Genomic DNA, 14601 nt, shown 5'->3' with positions numbered 1-14601 from the left:
ACTACTCCGCGCCGGTTTCGGGCGCGTTACGCCCTTCGACAGGCTCAGGGACCGCTACTGCGTCGACTTCTTCGGCGTCAGCTCGTAGCGCAGGCTCACACCGTCGCCGCTGAGGTCGAGGATCTCGCCGCCGAGCCGCGCCGACGCGACCGACTCGAGGGCCGCGAGGTACCGGGTCTCGAGTGCCGTCTTCGTGTCGTCGACGCAGGCCATGAGCGTCGAGGCGAGGGGGCCGAAGGTGACGGATGACGCGTCCTGCTCTAGCGCGCCGGTGTACGAGTTGCACGGAGCCTGGCCGGAGACGGTGCCGTCCTGCTGGATCGCGAGGGTGATGGAGACGAGGTCGAGGGCCATGGAGCCCTGGGCGTCGGTGCCCTTGACGAGCAGCCAGTCTCCCGAGAGGTCGGTCACGGCGGTCTCCGTTTCGTCGAGGGGCGGGATCGTGTCGTCGGTTCCGCCCGTGGACGAGGCACAGCCCGTGAGCAGGGCGAGTGCCGTGACGAGGACGGCGGTGCGGGCGAGTCTCACGTGATCAGTCCTCCAGGGGCCGGTAGACGAGCGAGATCGAACTGCCGTCCTTCGACAGGGTAAGCCGGTTGTCCGCGATTGTCGCGGTGAATCCCTCGCCGATCACGTCGAACACGAGGGTCTCCTGGGTGCCGATGCTCTCCGGGCAGTCTGCCGCGTCGATCTCTATCCGGGTGATCGAGATCGAGCCGCTGGGGCGGTCGACGTAGTCGCCCTCGAAGCCGCGGCATCCCGCGGACCCGTGGATCGAGCCGTCGTCTCCGAAGACGAGCGAGGCCTCGCCGTCGACGACGACCGCGGCCTCGGTGCCGCCGATCGACTCGAGCGACCAGGTGGTGCCGACGAGCGCCGCCTCGTCAACGTCGCCCGCGCCCGCGCCGTCGCTCTCGTCGTCGCCCTTGTCGTCGACTTCGGCGAACACGAGCTCGAGCACGTCGTCGTTCAGGCTCAGGGTGAATCCGTCGATTTCGAGCGTCGCGGTGTCGACGGCCTCGAGGCCGGCCAGGTAGCGGCTCTCGAGGTCCATCACACTGTCGGGGGAGCAGGCCATCTTGGTGGACGCGAACGGACCGAACGAGATGCCGCCGTCGACGGTGACACCGAACTCCCCGGTGTAGCTGTTGCAGCCCGCGTTGCCCGAGGCGGTGCGGTCGTCGAGCTCGAGGGTGATCTCGGTGTCGCCGAGGTCGAAGGCGCCGGTCGTGTCGGTGCCGGAGGTCAGCCGCCACGATCCGTCGAGGTCGTCCGCGACGGGAAAGCCCGGGGTCGTGACCTCCGGCGAGCTCGCGCACCCGGCGAGTGCGAGCGCGATCACCGCGACGAGAGCGAATCGTGTGCGCATGGAATTGCCTCCTACCCTCTACGACGCACGGCGGAGCCGGAACGTTGGGGGCAGCGTAGGCGCGTCGCCCGCCATCGCCCTCACCCGGAAGGTACGACGCGCACCGGTTAAGATGGGGTATCCCTCTATAGCGACACCACGGAGTCCCATGTCTGAAATCACGACCGACGTCGTCTCGCACCTCGCGAACCTCTCGAGAATCGCGCTGACCCCCGAAGAGATCGAGACGCTCTCGGGCGAGCTCGGCGCGATCCTCGACAATGTCGCCAAGGTGAGCGAAGTCGCCACCCCCGACGTCCCCATGACGAGCCACCCGATCCCGCTGGTCAACGTCTTCCGACCCGACGTGGCCGGCGAGACCCTCACGGCGGCGCAGGCGCTCGCCGGAGCCCCCGAACACGATGGTGCCCGCTTCAAGGTCTCCGCAATCCTGGGAGAAGAACAGTAACCATGACGATCACCACGCTCAGCGCCGCGGCGCTCGCCGACAAGCTCGCCTCGGGCGACATCACCAGCGTCGAGGCCACGCAGGCACACCTCGACCGCATCGCCGCCGTCGACGGCGACGTGCACGCGTTCCTCCACGTCTCCGCCGACGCCCTCGCGACCGCGGCCGCCGTCGATGCCAAGCGCGCCGCCGGCGAGAAGCTCGGCCCGCTCGCCGGAGTGCCCGTCGCCATCAAAGACGTGCTCTGCACGATCGACATGCCGTCGACCGCCGGTTCCAAGATCCTCGAGGGCTGGGTTCCGCCGTACGACGCCACGGTGGTCGCGCGCCTCCGCGCCGCCAACCTGATCCCGCTCGGTAAGACGAACATGGACGAGTTCGCCATGGGCTCGACCACCGAGCACTCGGCTTACGGCCCCACGCACAACCCGTGGGACCTCGACCGTATCCCCGGCGGCTCGGGCGGTGGCTCGGCAGCGGCCGTCGCCGCCTTCGAGGCGCCTCTCGCGCTCGGCTCCGACACCGGTGGTTCCATCCGCCAGCCCGCGGCCGTCACCGGTTCGGTCGGCGTCAAGCCCACCTACGGCGGGGTCTCCCGCTACGGGGCAATCGCCCTGGCCTCCTCGCTCGACCAGGTCGGCCCCGTTTCGCGCACGGTGCTCGACGCAGCTCTGCTTCACGACGTCATCGGCGGACATGACCCGCGTGACTCCACCTCCCTGACCGATGTCTGGCCCAGCTTCACGGCAGCCGCGCTCTCCGGGCAGAAAGCCGAGAGCCTCAAGGGACTCCGTGTCGGCGTCGTCAAGCAGCTCGACGCTCCCGGCTTCCAGCACGGTGTGACACAGCGCTTCCACGAGAGCTTGGAGCTGCTCGCGGCAGCCGGCGCCGAGATCGTCGAGGTGGATGCACCCAACTTCGAGTACGCGGTCGCCGCCTACTACCTGATTCTGCCCGCGGAGGCCTCCAGCAACCTCGCGAAGTTCGACTCTGTGCGATTCGGGCTGCGTGTGAACCCTGTGGGGGGAGGGACGGTCGAAGACGTCATGGCCGCCACCCGCGAGGCGGGCTTCGGTCCGGAGGTCAAGCGCCGCGTCATCCTCGGCACCTACGCTCTCAGCGCCGGCTACTACGACGCCTACTACGGCAGCGCGCAGAAGGTTCGCACTCTCATCCAGAGCGACTTCGCCGCAGCCTTCGACAAGGTCGACGTGCTCGTCAGCCCGTCGGCCCCGACCACCGCGTTCAAGATCGGCGAGAAGATCGACGACCCGCTCGCGATGTACCTCAACGACGTCACCACGATCCCCGCGAACCTCGCCGGGATCCCCGGCATGAGCCTGCCGATCGGCCTCGCGCCGGAGGACAACCTGCCCGTCGGAATCCAGATCATGGCGCCCGCCCGCGCCGACGCCCGCCTCTACGAGGTCGGCGCCACCCTCGAGCGCCTGCTCGAGGAGAAGTGGGGTCACACGCTGATCAGCCAGATCCCCGACCTCGCACAGCGCGCAGCAACAGAAGGAGCCGTCTGATGGCCAAGGCAGAACTGATGGACTTCGACAAGGCGCTCGAGCTGTTTGAGCCGGTGCTCGGCTTCGAGGTACACATCGAGCTCAACACGAAGACCAAGATGTTCTCGGACGCGCCCAACCCGGCGAACTCCGAGAACCAGGGCGCCGAGCCCAACACGCAGATCACCCCCGTCGACCTCGGTCTGCCGGGCAGCCTGCCGGTGGTCAACGAGCAGGCGGTGAAGTTCGCGATCAGCCTCGGCCTCGCGCTCGGCTGCGAGATCGCGCCATCCAGCCGCTTCGCCCGCAAGAACTACTTCTACCCCGACCTGGCGAAGAACTACCAGATCAGCCAGTCGGACGAGCCCATCGCCCACGACGGCAACGTCGAGGTCGAGCTGCCCAACGGCCGCGTCTTCCAGGTGTCGATCGAACGCGCCCACATGGAAGAGGATGCCGGCAAGCTGACGCACGTCGGCGGTTCCACCGGCCGCATCCAGGGTGCAGAGTACTCGCTCGTCGACTACAACCGCGCCGGTGTGCCGCTCGTCGAGATCGTCACGAACATCATCTACGGCGCGGAGGGCGACGCCCCCGAGCTCGCCAAGGCGTACGTGTCGACGATCCGCGACATCGCGACCGCGCTCGGCATCTCCGAGGCGAAGATGGAGCGTGGCAACCTGCGCTGCGACGCGAACATCTCGCTGACGCCGCGCGGTTCCGGCAAGCTCGGCACCCGCACCGAGACGAAGAACGTCAACTCGCTGCGCAGCGTCGAGCGCGCCATCCGCTACGAAATCCAGCGTCAGGCGGCCATCCTCGCGAAGGGGGGCACCATCACGCAGGAGACGCGTCACTGGCACGAGGACACCGGCGTCACGAGCGCCGGCCGTCCGAAGAGCGACGCCGACGACTACCGCTACTTCCCGGAGCCCGACCTGCTGCCCGTGCAGCCGAGCATCGAGCTGATCGAGGAGCTGCGCGCCGCGCTGCCCGAGGCACCCGCGGTGCGCCGCCGCCGTCTCAAAGACGCGTGGGGCTTCACCGACCTCGAGTTCCAGGACGTGCTGAACTCCGGCCTGCTGGTCGAGGTGGAGGAGACCGTCGCCGCCGGCGCCGCTCCCGCCCAGGCCCGCAAGTGGTGGACCGGCGAAATCGCCCGCGTCGCCAACCAGGCCGGCGTGGACGCGTCGTCGCTCGTCTCGCCGCTGCACGTCTCCGAGCTGATCGCGATGATCGAGAACGGCGAACTCACCGACCGTCTCGCCCGCCAGGTGCTCGAGGGCGTCGTCGCCGGCGAGGGTTCGCCCGGCGAGGTCACCACCGCGCGTGGACTCGTCGTCGTCTCGGACGACGGCCCCCTCATCGCCGCGATCGACGAGGCACTCGCGGCCCAGCCCGACGTGCTCGCGAAGATCCGCGACGGCAAGGTGCAGGCCGCCGGCGCCGTGATCGGCGCGGTCATGAAGGCCATGCGGGGCACGGCGGATGCCGCACGCGTGCGTGAACTCGTGCTCGAACGAGCGCAGCAGCAGTAGTGTCACCGGGCGGAGCTCCTCGCGAACGTGCGGGGGACTCCGCCCTCCGCACGTTCACGGCCTGGCGTTCGGTCGGCTATCTCGGATTCGCCATCGGCTAAACGCTGATCGCCCTCAGCGTGGCCGCGATCTGGGCGTTGACCGTGTTCTGGATCGTCGTCCCGGACGCGACGACGGCCGACGAAGCCGTCACCGACGCGCTCGACGGCGTCACCGCGACCGTACTTCTCACCGTGCTACTCGCGATCGTCACGCTCGGGCTGCCCGCGACATCCAGCCAGGCGGTTTTCGGGTGGGTCCTGGTCGAGAGATCGACCGACGTCGCGACCAGCCGCGCGCCGATCTCCGTGAACATGGGTACGCCGATCCGCCCGTTGCTGGTGCCCGTGCGGCACTCGGCGTTCACACGCTCGGTGATGGTGGTCTTCGATCTCGCCTGGTCGCCGACCTGGCGCCTGGCCGTCGCCGCGCTGGTCGTGGGCGCTGCCGGGGCCGGCGCAGTGCTGGTGCACGGCGCTCCGACGGCTGTCGCGACGATCTACTCCGTGGCCGCCGTTGTCGCCGTCGGACTCGCCGTGGTCGTCGGTGTGCGCGAATACCGGACCACGGTCGCCGACCGTGCGAGGCTCGCGCGCACGGCCGTCCGCAACGCGCGAAACGAACGCAAGCGCGTCGCCCGCCGCGCCGCACTCACGCGCCTCCTCGCCGACGATCCGGCCGCCTTCGACCGGTCAGTGCTGGTCGAGGTCGACAGAGAGGTCGCGAAACGCGTGCACCTCGTACGGCGGATCAGGAACGGTCAGGCGGATGCCGCGGACATCCTGGTCGGCAACGTGATCCACGCGTTGGTCGGCACCGTCGACGACGCCACGGTGCGGCCTCTCGTGCTGGAGCGGGCGACCGCCGGCTAGGTGTGCTGCAGCGCGAAGTCCACCGCCTCGTCGATCGACAGGTCGCTGCCGTCCGTGCGCGCCCGTTCGAGTTCTTCGGCCCCGTCGCCGGCGAGGATCGGCGCGAGGTAGTGCTTGTGGAACGAGAAGCTCGCCGCGTCACCGAGACCGGTCTGCCGGCGTAGTGACTCCGAGGCGCGCAGCAGCCGTCCGGCGCGCTCGGCCCGCCCCTCCGCCGCGGCGATCGCGGTCAGACCCTCGAGCCCGTAGGCGACGCCCTCCGCGTGCCCGAGCCGGGCGGAGGTGGCGAGGCTCTCCTCGAACGACGCCTTCGCGTCGGCGGTGTGGCCCAGCACGAGCAGGGCCCAGCCGCGGTGCTGGAGGGCGGCGGCGATGCCCATGTCCTCGCCCTGCGTACGGGCCAGGGCGAGGCTCTGCTCGAAACACTCCACGGCGCGGTGCACGGACCGCTGCACGAGCGCCAGCCGGCCGCGGGTCAGCAGCGCCATGGCCTCGCCCCAACCGTCTCCCGCAGCGCGCAACAGGTCGATGCTGCGGTCGAGACTGGCTTCCGCCCGCTCCGCGTCGGGCGGACGGTGCGCGATCGCCGCCAGCGAGAGGGAGAGATGGGCGAGCCCCTCGCCCGACCGGTCGCCGACCCGGCCGAACAGCTCGGCGCTCTCGGTCAGCCCGGGAACCACCCGGTCGTCCGGGTCCTTCCAGAGCGTGATCGACTGGCTGAAGTACTGGGCGCGGGCCCTCGTCCGGTCGTCCAGTTCGTGGCCGAGCACGAGCACCTCGTCCATCCAGGCGCGGACCTCGCCGAGCAGTCCGCCCAGCCACCAGTAGACCAGGAGCGCCCACGCGAACTCCGCGATCGTGGCGTAGTCCCGGGTGTCGAGGAGGAAGCGGGCGACCGACCGCAGGTCGTCACGGTCGTTGTTCAGCAGCGCGATCGCCTCGCGTTGGCCGCCGTCGCGCAGGGACGGCTCGAGCGATCGCGCCAGCTCGACGAAGTACCGCGCGTGCCACCCCCGGGTCGCCTCGAGCTCGCCGGCGACCTCGAGCTGCTCGAGTGCGTACTCGCGCAGCGTCGTGAGCATCGAGTAGTAGGGCCGGCCGCCACGGTCTTCCTCCCGGACCAGACTGTTGTCGACGAGATTACCCAGGGCGAAGAGGGGCTCGAGATCGGGGTCGGATGACGCGTCCGCCACGAACTCGACCGCCTCGAGCGAGAACGAGCCGGCGAAGACCCCGAGCAGGGTGAGCAGCTTCTTCTCGTGCGGGCCGAGCAGCTGGGTGCTCCACTCGATGGTCTTGCGCAGCGTCTGCTGCCGCGCCGGCAGATCGCGGGCGCCGCCGGCGAGCAGCGTCAGCCGTCGGTCGAGCCGCGCGAGGATCGCCGCGGGCGTGAGCATGCGGCTGCGGGCGGCCGCGAGCTCGAGGGCGAGCGGCAGGCCGTCGAGGGCCACGCAGATGGCCGCGATCGCCTCGAGGGTGGCGGGCGTGACGTCGAAGTCGGGTTTGACGGCGCGTGCCCGCTCGACGAACAGAGCGACAGAGGCGACCCGCGCCGGATCGCCCGCCCGGGTCGCGTCGGGCACGGCGAGGGGGCCGACCTCGACCGCGTGTTCGCCGGAGACGCGGAGGATCGTGCGGCTCGTCACGAGCAGCTTCACCGCGGGCGCCGCCGAGAGCAGCGCGGTGAGGCCGGGAGCCGCGGCGAGCACCTGCTCGAAGTTGTCGAGCACGATGAGCACGCGGCGCTCGCGCAGGGCGGCGGTGAGTTTCTCGGCGATGGGCCGGTCGCCCGTGTCGAGCACCCCGAGCGCCTCGGCGACGACGTTCGGCACGAGCGACGCGTCGTTCACCGGGGTGAGATCGACGAAGGCGGCATCCTCGCCCCTGTTTTTGGCCCGGTTGGTGAGATCGATGGCCAGCCGGCTCTTGCCGATGCCGCCCGGGCCGATGAGGGAGACGAGCCGCACCGCCTCCGCACTCAGCAGGGCCTCGACGGCATGGATCTCGGTCTCGCGTCCGATGAGCTCGGTGAGGGGAACCGGCGTGGGCGGCATCGTGGGCTCGAGGGTCACCGGCACGGTGTCGGTCGTGGGTTCGGTGCGGCTGAGGTCGAAGCGCTCGGCGAGCAGGGTGGCCAGATCGGCCTCGAGCAGCCGGCGGAGTTCCTGCGGGGTCGCGAAGTACTTGAACGAGGCCCGGTCGTCGTCGCGGATGCGGTCGAGCAGTTCCGTCAGCCGCGGCTCGCGGGCGGCGGCGCTCTGGGTGATGTAGATCAGCCGCGGCAGGTCGGGGGCGAGGTTGTACTCGTCTTCGAGGCCGGACACCGTCTCGTCGGGTGCCACCCAGCCGTAGTTCGAACCGTAGATGCCGACGAAGACGTCGCTCTGGTCGAGGTAGGCGCGGTAGAGCTGCCGTGGCGGGTGCGGGCGGGCGCCGAGCTCGAACATCACGGGGGCGAGGTGGAGCCGTTCGATGGCGGTGCGTGCGGCGGCGCGTTCGGGCGCGAGTTCGCGGAGTGTCGAGCTGACGAAGACCCGGAGTCGTTGGTCGGGCGTACGAATACCACCCGGGGTGATTTTCATGACCACGATTGTGGCGCTACAGACCTTCGCGGTCTAGCCCCCGCGGGCGGGAGCGCCGACGACCCGTTCGGCCGTTCGGCCATGATCGCGAGCATGCGGCGCGCGGTCATCGCGACCGCGGCGGTGGTGCTGAGAGACGAGGGCGCGACGTCGCGCTGCTCGTCCATGCAGTCGAGCACGGACTGGAGGGCGGCCTCGGCGGCTGCCATGGCTTCCGCCGCGTCGCCGCCGGTGTTGCGGGCGACGAGCACTGCGCCGAGCGCCTCCAGTAGTTCGCCCAACGGCGCCCGCAACGCCTCGGGAAGCTCGGCCGCGAACGAGCGTTGCCAGATCGACGCCGCGATCAGGTCGGTGAGGTCGCGCACGTGGAAGGTGATGGTCTCGAGATCGAAGAGGTCGGAGTAGTCGTGGGTCAGGTCGCGGCGGTGCAGCCGGGCCCGCGGGTTGCCCTTGCGGCTCTCGTCCGCCTCGCCGAGGGCGGACCGCACGTCGTCGGCGGTGCTGCGCAAGGCCTCGCTGCGGGTCGCCCACTCCTCGTGCTGGGGCGGCCACTCCTCGGCCAGCGCGTGCGCCATCTCGTCGAGGTGGGTCGCCAGCATGCCGCGGAACTCGCCGATGCGCAGCATCGCCGCCGACACCCGCAATGGCGGGAAGACCGCCAGGTTGACGACGAGCCCCACGGCGATGCCCACGCTCATCTGCACGATGTAGCCGAGCGAGTAGGCGTCGGCGTCCGGACCCCCGATGATCAGCACGAACAGGGCCGCGACCGGCACGTACTCGCCGCCGTCCTTGAGCCAGCGGCTGCCGGCCACCAGCGCGCCGATGCCGACGACGAGCGAGATCGTCAGCACGTTCGGCGACGCGAGGACGATGACCGCGCCGGCGAGCACGATACCGATGGCGAGCGAGGCGAGCGTTTGCAGGCCCATCTTCACCGAGCTCATCAGCGTCGGACTCATGCTGATCAGCGCGCCGAGCGGCGCGTAGTACGGGTAGTCGTCGGCGACGCCCGGCACGAGCGGGGCGATGAGCCAGGCAATCCCGACGGCGAGGGCGGTCTTTCCGGCGAGCAGCAAGCGCGCGTCGGTGATCCACGCCTTCCACGGCAGACGGGCGAGTCGTACGGGGGAGGGCATCCCTCCAGTCTCGACGACGGCGCCTGCGAGTCAGCCGACCTGCGGCAGCGTGATGACGCCGGTGCCGAGGTTCTCGCGGTGCGGCTTCGACGTGAACGCCTGGCCGGAGACCACCACGACCAGCACCGAGACCGCGAGCAGTGCCGCGCCCACCCACGGAAGGCCGACGACGCCCGCGCCCGCGAAGATCTGCGCGCCGACCACCGCACCGGCGGCGATGCCGAGGTTGCTCGTGGCGTTGGTGACCGCGCCGGCGATGTCGGGGGAGACCGCACCGGTGCGGATCGCGGCGGTGACCAGGAACGATGGGGCCGCTCCGAAGGCGAGGCACCAGGCGCCGATGGCGATGAGCGTGCCGACGAGGGACCCCGAGGTGAGGGGGATCGCTGCGAGCCCGAGTGCCATCACGGCCACCGTCACCAGCAGACCGAGCCGCGGTCGGCGGTCGACGAGCAGCCCGGCACCGACGAGCCCGAAGATCCCCGCGCCGCCGAGCAGCAGCAGCACCGATCCGACCGCCTGCTCCTCGACCCCGGCGAGGGCGAGAAGCGACGCGATATAGGTGTAGGCGACGTAGTGCCCGAAGAAGAGCACCACGTTCACGACGGCGACCGCGAGCAGGCCGGAGCGCCGCCAGGCGCGGAAGCGTGCGCTGTGGCTGTCGGTCTCGCCCGACACGGAGGGCAGCATCACGGAGGTGGCGACCACGAGCAGCGCGGCGATTCCGACTAGAGCACCGAACGCGACCCGCCAGCCGACGGCGGAACCGACCGAGGTCGCCAGCGGCACTCCGAGGACGAACCCGAGCGAGGTGCCGGAGTAGACGATCGCGATGGCCCGGCCCACGAGGTGCTTCGGCACCAGCTTGGTGGCGTACGCGGAAACGACCGAGAAGAACAGCGCGTGGGCCACGCCGCCGATGCCGCGGCCGATGCAGACCACGACGAATGTCGGCGCGAGCGCGACGAGGAGGTTGCTGACCGCGTAGCCCACGAGGGTCAGCAGCAGCAGGCGCTTGCGGGGCAGGCGCGCGGTGAAGGTCGTCAACAGCAGCGACAGGATCGTGACGGCCAGGGCGTAGACGGTGACGACGAGGCCCATGGTCGACTCGGGCACGTTGAACTCGCGGCTCATCTGCGGCAGCAGGCCGACCGGCAGCAGCTCGGTGGTGATGGCGACGAAGGTCGAGAGGGTGAGTGCCGCCAGCCCGAGGGCAGACGACAGACGGATGGTTGTGGGCGCGCTCATGAAGCTCTATTCGGGGGATGCGTGGGCGGGTGGGGCCGTGCACCGCAGCGATGAGGGAGGGCGTGAAGACCCAACGCTAGACGATGCGCGACGGACTAATCGACAAATGTCGTCTAAACTGGCGATGTTCTCGACTCTTCGAGACCCGAATGGCCACCAACGCAGCTGGAGCACGCTCGCTGCTCGATCGCCCCCGACCCCATAACCCATTGGACGTATGTCTTCCGTACCGCACACTCCCACGTCCGCCCCGCCGCGTCGTCGCCGGGCGCTCCCGCCGCTCGGAAAGGGCCCGCACACCACACGCCTCGGCCTCGTCGCCGTCATCGCGACCTTCGGCGGGCTGCTCTTCGGCTACGACACCGGCGTGATCAACGGCGCCCTCGCGCCGCTCACCCGCGACTTCGACCTCACCCCGGTCACCGAGGGTGTCGTCACCAGCATCCTGCTGCTCGGCGCCGCGGTCGGCGCACTGTTCGGCGGCCGGCTCTCCGACCGGTTCGGGCGCCGCCACAACATCCTTCTTCTCGCGGTGATCTTCCTCGTCGCCGCCATCGGCTGCGTCGTCGCGCCGTCGTTCGAGTTCATCAGTGTCGCGCGCTTCGTGCTCGGCCTCGCGGTCGGTGGCGCCTCCGTAACCGTGCCGGTCTACCTCGCCGAACTGGCGCCGACCGAACGCCGCGGCGGCATCGTCAACCGCAACGAGCTCATGATCGTGATCGGCCAGCTCTCCGCGTTCGTCATCAACGCGATCATCGGCAACGTCTGGGGCGACGTCGAGGGTATCTGGCGCGTGATGCTCGCGATCTCGGCACTGCCCGCGATCGCCCTCTTCATCGGCATGCTGCGTATGCCCGAGAGCCCGCGCTGGCTCATCGCCCAGGGCCGCGAGAACGAAGCCCTCGCCGTGCTCGAGCAGGTGCGCACCCCCGAGCGTGCGGCCGCCGAACTCGCCGAGGTGCACGACATGGCCGAGGAGAGCGAGATCTCTGACAACCAGGACGGACAGACCGGTGGATGGCGCGACCTGCGTATCCCGTGGATCCGCCGCATCCTCCTCGTGGGAATCGGCCTCGCGGTCGCCCAGCAGTTCACCGGCATCAACGCGGTGATGTACTACGGCACCCAGCTGCTCACCGATGCCGGCTTTAGCGCCAGCGGCGCACTCATCGCCAACACCGCGAACGGCGTGCTCTCGCTCACCGGTGTGCTCGTCGGATTCCGCCTTATCCGCAGGTTCGGACGCCGCACCCTGCTGATCACCGGCTTCGGCGGGACCACGATCGCCCACCTGCTCATCGGCTTCTCGTCGATGCTGATTCCCGAGGGAATCGGCCGCGCCTCCGTCATCCTCGTCTTCGTCGTTATCTTCGTGTTCGTCACGCAGGCGACGATCGCGCCGATCGTCTGGCTCATGCTCGCCGAGATCTTCCCGCAGAAGTTCCGCGGCTTCGGCCTCGGCGTCTCGGTGCTGTTCCTCTGGCTCGCCAACTTCGCGATCGGCCTGTTCTTCCCGAGCGTCGTCGACAGCTTCGGCATCACCGCCACGTTCCTGGTCTTCGCCGGGATCCAGGTGCTGTCGCTCGTCTTCGTCTTCACGAGCGCTCCGGAGACCCGCGGCCGCTCGCTCGAGCAGGTGGAGGAAGACCTCAGCACCGGCACGATCGCGGTCATCAACATGCCCGAGAACATCGACGGCGCAGCCAAAGAGTAGCGGCGCTGCCCGGCGGTCCTACGGGAGTGCCGGGCCCAGCGCCACCAGCAGCACGACGAGCAGCACGAGCGTCCAGCTCGCGAAGCTGCCGACGAGGAAGTACTCGGCCTTCGAGCCGCCCGCCGCGTCCTTGGAGATCTCGGGGAAGCGGATGATGCCCTTCGCCGCGACCAGCGCCGCGATCGCGGTGAACTGGCCGGAGAGCACGAGCGCCAGCAGGAACAGCCGTTCGAGCGGCCCGATGAACCGGCCTCCGCGCAGTTCGACGACACCGAGTTCTGCGACGGGCTGTTCGGTGGATGTCGCGGGTGCGACGCCCCGCTGCCACCAGCGGCGCTTCGGGGCCGCCGGGACGACGGCGGCCGCGGCATCCACGGGCCCGTGGTCCCGTTCGCCCCGCAGCGCCAGACGCACGACCACGTTCGCCGACTCGACGAGGAAGAACGCGCCGCCGACCACGAGCGCGAAGGTCGTGAACCCGATGTCGGCGAGGGCCGCGTACGGGAGCGCGTCGTACCAGTCGACGAGCGGGCCGCGCGGGGTCGGGAGGGCGCCGCCCCAGACGAACGCCGCGACGATGGCCGCCGCGAGTGTCCCGGCGGCCCAGTAGCCGGCGGTACTGCGCGCGGTCTCGCGCGTGGCGATCAGCCAGCCCGCGACGGCCGCCGCGCCGACGGGCCACCAGCCCCACGGAGCACCGGTCGTCGCGGCTCCGGCGACGAACGCGGCGGCGCCGATGGCGGCGGGTGCCCAGAGCCGCCGAGGCGAGCGTCGGCGCGGGGACAGCCGGTCGCGTCGGGAGGTGCCGAGGTGGGCGAGCAGGTCGGCGAGGCCGACGGAGCCGAGCAGCAGGGCGAGGAGGGTCATCGGGCGTCCTTCGCGATCAGGGCCGCGCCCGCGACGATCGCGTTGGCGCCGCTGCGTGACAGGTTCTGCGAGACCGCCGACTGGGAGATGCCCTCGTCGAGCGCGAGCTGCGCCTGGGTAGAGCCGAGCAGCTGGCCGAGCAGCAGGCGGCGGGCACGCGGGTTCATGCCGCCGACGATCTGGTCGCGGGCGAGCAGGTAGGCGTTCACGAGCGCGTCCTCGGGGGACTCGGCGTTGTACCAGGTGCGGACGAAACCGAGTTTCGAGTACTGGTGCTGTCTCGCCTCATCGATCGCCTTTCTCGCCGTCCACCATGCAGAACCATCCTGCACCGCACCGACGACACCGCTGCCGACGATGACCACGTCGCCGCGGCCGATGCCGAAGCGGCACTCGATGCCCTCGGGGAGGACGAGGCGCGCCAGCAGTGTGGCGCGCAGGGTGAGCGCGAGATCGGCGTAGACGGCCTGGAACTCGTCGCTGACCGTCGGGGCGATCGGCTGCAGCGCCGGGACCTCGGAGTTCACCCGGCCGAAAGCCGTCTCGATCTCACGTTGCAGCGCGGCGCGGTCCGCGTGCGAGCGCGACTTGGAGATGTCAATGATGACGGCGGTGAGGGGTGGGCTGCTGTCCATGCCAATAAGCCTAGGACTTCTATCCGAAAAATATAAGCTTCAAACTTATTTGATCGCGATATAAGCGATGAGCTTGTATCCGTGCGCGAGATTGCGCCGCGGGACGAACCGGGCGACCATCGAGCATGATCACCATCGACGCCGTCCAAGCCGACATCACGCGCTTCCCGAGCGACGTCATCGTGAACGCGGCGAATTCCAGCCTGCTCGGCGGCGGGGGAGTGGACGGCGCGATCCACCGCGCCGCGGGCCCGGAACTGCTCGAGGCCTGCCGCGCACTGGGCGGCGCCTCGACGGGCGAGGCGAAAATGACCGACGCGTTCCGCATCGCCACGGCGGCGAAGATCGTGCACACCGTGGGCCCGGTCTACAGCGCGCACGATCCCGAACGCGCGGCCGCGCTGCTCGCGGCCTGCTACCGCAACTCGCTCGATCTCGCGGCTGGATTCCGCTCGATCGCGTTTCCCGCGATATCGACCGGCGTCTACGGGTATCCCCTCGCCGCGGCGTCCGTCGTCGCAGTCGACACCGTCAGGGCGTGGGCCGACGAGAACCGGGATGCCGCGATCGAGACCGTCACGCTGGTGGCGCACAGCGCGGCCGACCTCGCCGTGCTGCGCTCCGCGTTGGCTGGGTAGA

At 70.0% G+C, this 14601-nt stretch carries 13 protein-coding genes; 6 read left to right on the top strand and 7 right to left on the bottom strand.

Annotated elements, in window-relative coordinates:
- Positions 1–54 precede the first annotated feature (54 nt).
- Together HD599_RS18030 and HD599_RS10680 are read right to left on the bottom strand one after the other, a co-directional pair.
- The gene (locus HD599_RS18030; RefSeq protein WP_184237166.1) at positions 55–528 is read right to left on the bottom strand and encodes an META domain-containing protein; all 474 of its coding nucleotides are present in this window, start codon (positions 526–528) and stop codon (positions 55–57) included.
- Between the two features lie 4 nt (positions 529–532).
- Positions 533–1369 carry an META domain-containing protein gene (locus HD599_RS10680; RefSeq protein WP_184237163.1) on the bottom strand — a complete coding sequence of 279 codons (837 nt, stop codon included), beginning with the start codon at positions 1367–1369 and terminating at the stop codon, positions 533–535.
- A gap of 148 nt (positions 1370–1517) precedes the next feature.
- On the opposite strand from HD599_RS10680, the gene gatC reads away from it, so the two are divergent.
- The 4 genes from gatC (at position 1518) to HD599_RS10660 (ending at position 5777) form a co-directional block, all read left to right on the top strand.
- Entirely contained in the window at positions 1518–1817 is a 300-nt protein-coding gene (gene gatC / locus HD599_RS10675; protein ID WP_184237160.1) for an Asp-tRNA(Asn)/Glu-tRNA(Gln) amidotransferase subunit GatC, read from the top strand.
- 2 nt (positions 1818–1819) lie between these two features.
- Complete coding sequence (gene gatA, locus HD599_RS10670; RefSeq protein ID WP_184237158.1) at positions 1820–3349, top strand: Asp-tRNA(Asn)/Glu-tRNA(Gln) amidotransferase subunit GatA; 1530 nt, start codon at positions 1820–1822, stop codon at positions 3347–3349.
- Positions 3349–4866, top strand: a complete 1518-nt coding sequence (gatB, locus tag HD599_RS10665; protein WP_184237155.1) for an Asp-tRNA(Asn)/Glu-tRNA(Gln) amidotransferase subunit GatB — start codon at positions 3349–3351, stop codon at positions 4864–4866. The genes gatA and gatB overlap by 1 nt, the downstream gene beginning before the upstream one ends.
- A gap of 119 nt (positions 4867–4985) precedes the next feature.
- Positions 4986–5777, top strand: a complete 792-nt coding sequence (locus tag HD599_RS10660) for a hypothetical protein (RefSeq protein ID WP_184237152.1) — start codon at positions 4986–4988, stop codon at positions 5775–5777.
- Here HD599_RS10660 and HD599_RS10655 read toward each other — a convergent pair.
- The 3 genes from HD599_RS10655 to HD599_RS10645 are packed head-to-tail and all read right to left on the bottom strand — an operon-like array spanning position 5774 to position 10746.
- Positions 5774–8359, bottom strand: coding sequence for a DUF4062 domain-containing protein (locus HD599_RS10655; RefSeq protein WP_184237149.1), 2586 nt, complete (start codon positions 8357–8359; stop codon positions 5774–5776). The genes HD599_RS10660 and HD599_RS10655 overlap by 4 nt on opposite strands.
- On the bottom strand, positions 8356–9498 hold the full coding sequence (locus tag HD599_RS10650; protein ID WP_184237146.1) for an FUSC family protein: 1143 nt from the start codon (positions 9496–9498) through the stop codon (positions 8356–8358). Before HD599_RS10650 ends, HD599_RS10655 begins: the two co-directional genes overlap by 4 nt.
- Positions 9499–9528: 30 nt before the next feature.
- Positions 9529–10746 (bottom strand): MFS transporter, encoded by a 1218-nt coding sequence (locus tag HD599_RS10645; protein WP_184237143.1) that lies wholly within the window; start codon positions 10744–10746, stop codon positions 9529–9531.
- Between the two features lie 217 nt (positions 10747–10963).
- Between HD599_RS10645 and HD599_RS10640 the strand changes: the two genes are divergently transcribed.
- Positions 10964–12460 (top strand): sugar porter family MFS transporter, encoded by a 1497-nt coding sequence (locus tag HD599_RS10640; protein WP_184237139.1) that lies wholly within the window; start codon positions 10964–10966, stop codon positions 12458–12460.
- Between the two features lie 18 nt (positions 12461–12478).
- On the opposite strand, the gene HD599_RS10635 is transcribed toward HD599_RS10640, so the two are convergent.
- Both HD599_RS10635 and HD599_RS10630 read right to left on the bottom strand, forming a co-directional pair.
- Positions 12479–13327 (bottom strand): hypothetical protein, encoded by an 849-nt coding sequence (locus tag HD599_RS10635; protein WP_184237136.1) that lies wholly within the window; start codon positions 13325–13327, stop codon positions 12479–12481.
- The gene (locus HD599_RS10630) at positions 13324–13962 is read right to left on the bottom strand and encodes a SatD family protein (RefSeq protein WP_184237133.1); all 639 of its coding nucleotides are present in this window, start codon (positions 13960–13962) and stop codon (positions 13324–13326) included. Before HD599_RS10630 ends, HD599_RS10635 begins: the two co-directional genes overlap by 4 nt.
- Positions 13963–14087: 125 nt before the next feature.
- Here HD599_RS10630 and HD599_RS10625 point away from each other — a divergent pair, with 125 nt between their 5' ends.
- A complete protein-coding gene (locus tag HD599_RS10625) occupies positions 14088–14600 on the top strand; it encodes a macro domain-containing protein (RefSeq protein ID WP_184237129.1) in 513 nt (170 codons plus the stop codon).
- Position 14601 lies beyond the last annotated feature (1 nt).

It is taken from the genome of Conyzicola lurida (assembly GCF_014204935.1).
In the GTDB taxonomy this organism is placed as follows: Bacteria; Actinomycetota; Actinomycetes; order Actinomycetales; family Microbacteriaceae; genus Conyzicola; species Conyzicola lurida.
Note: the sequence above shows the minus strand (reverse complement) of the source record. Positions and strands in the feature narration are given on the sequence as shown.

Bases quoted from the DNA above. Each gene is read 5' to 3' on its own strand.
- HD599_RS10650 (WP_184237146.1), bottom strand. From the start codon at position 9,498: ATGCCCTCCCCCGTACGACTCGCCCGTCTGCCGTGGAAGGCGTGGATC.
- HD599_RS10655 (WP_184237149.1), bottom strand. From the start codon at position 8,359: ATGAAAATCACCCCGGGTGGTATTCGTACGCCCGACCAACGACTCCGG.
- HD599_RS10635 (WP_184237136.1), bottom strand. From the start codon at position 13,327: ATGACCCTCCTCGCCCTGCTGCTCGGCTCCGTCGGCCTCGCCGACCTG.
- HD599_RS10680 (WP_184237163.1), bottom strand. From the start codon at position 1,369: ATGCGCACACGATTCGCTCTCGTCGCGGTGATCGCGCTCGCACTCGCC.
- HD599_RS10630 (WP_184237133.1), bottom strand. From the start codon at position 13,962: ATGGACAGCAGCCCACCCCTCACCGCCGTCATCATTGACATCTCCAAG.
- HD599_RS10640 (WP_184237139.1), top strand. From the start codon at position 10,964: ATGTCTTCCGTACCGCACACTCCCACGTCCGCCCCGCCGCGTCGTCGC.
- gatB (WP_184237155.1), top strand. From the start codon at position 3,349: ATGGCCAAGGCAGAACTGATGGACTTCGACAAGGCGCTCGAGCTGTTT.
- gatA (WP_184237158.1), top strand. From the start codon at position 1,820: ATGACGATCACCACGCTCAGCGCCGCGGCGCTCGCCGACAAGCTCGCC.
- gatC (WP_184237160.1), top strand. From the start codon at position 1,518: ATGTCTGAAATCACGACCGACGTCGTCTCGCACCTCGCGAACCTCTCG.
- HD599_RS10625 (WP_184237129.1), top strand. From the start codon at position 14,088: ATGATCACCATCGACGCCGTCCAAGCCGACATCACGCGCTTCCCGAGC.
- HD599_RS10645 (WP_184237143.1), bottom strand. From the start codon at position 10,746: ATGAGCGCGCCCACAACCATCCGTCTGTCGTCTGCCCTCGGGCTGGCG.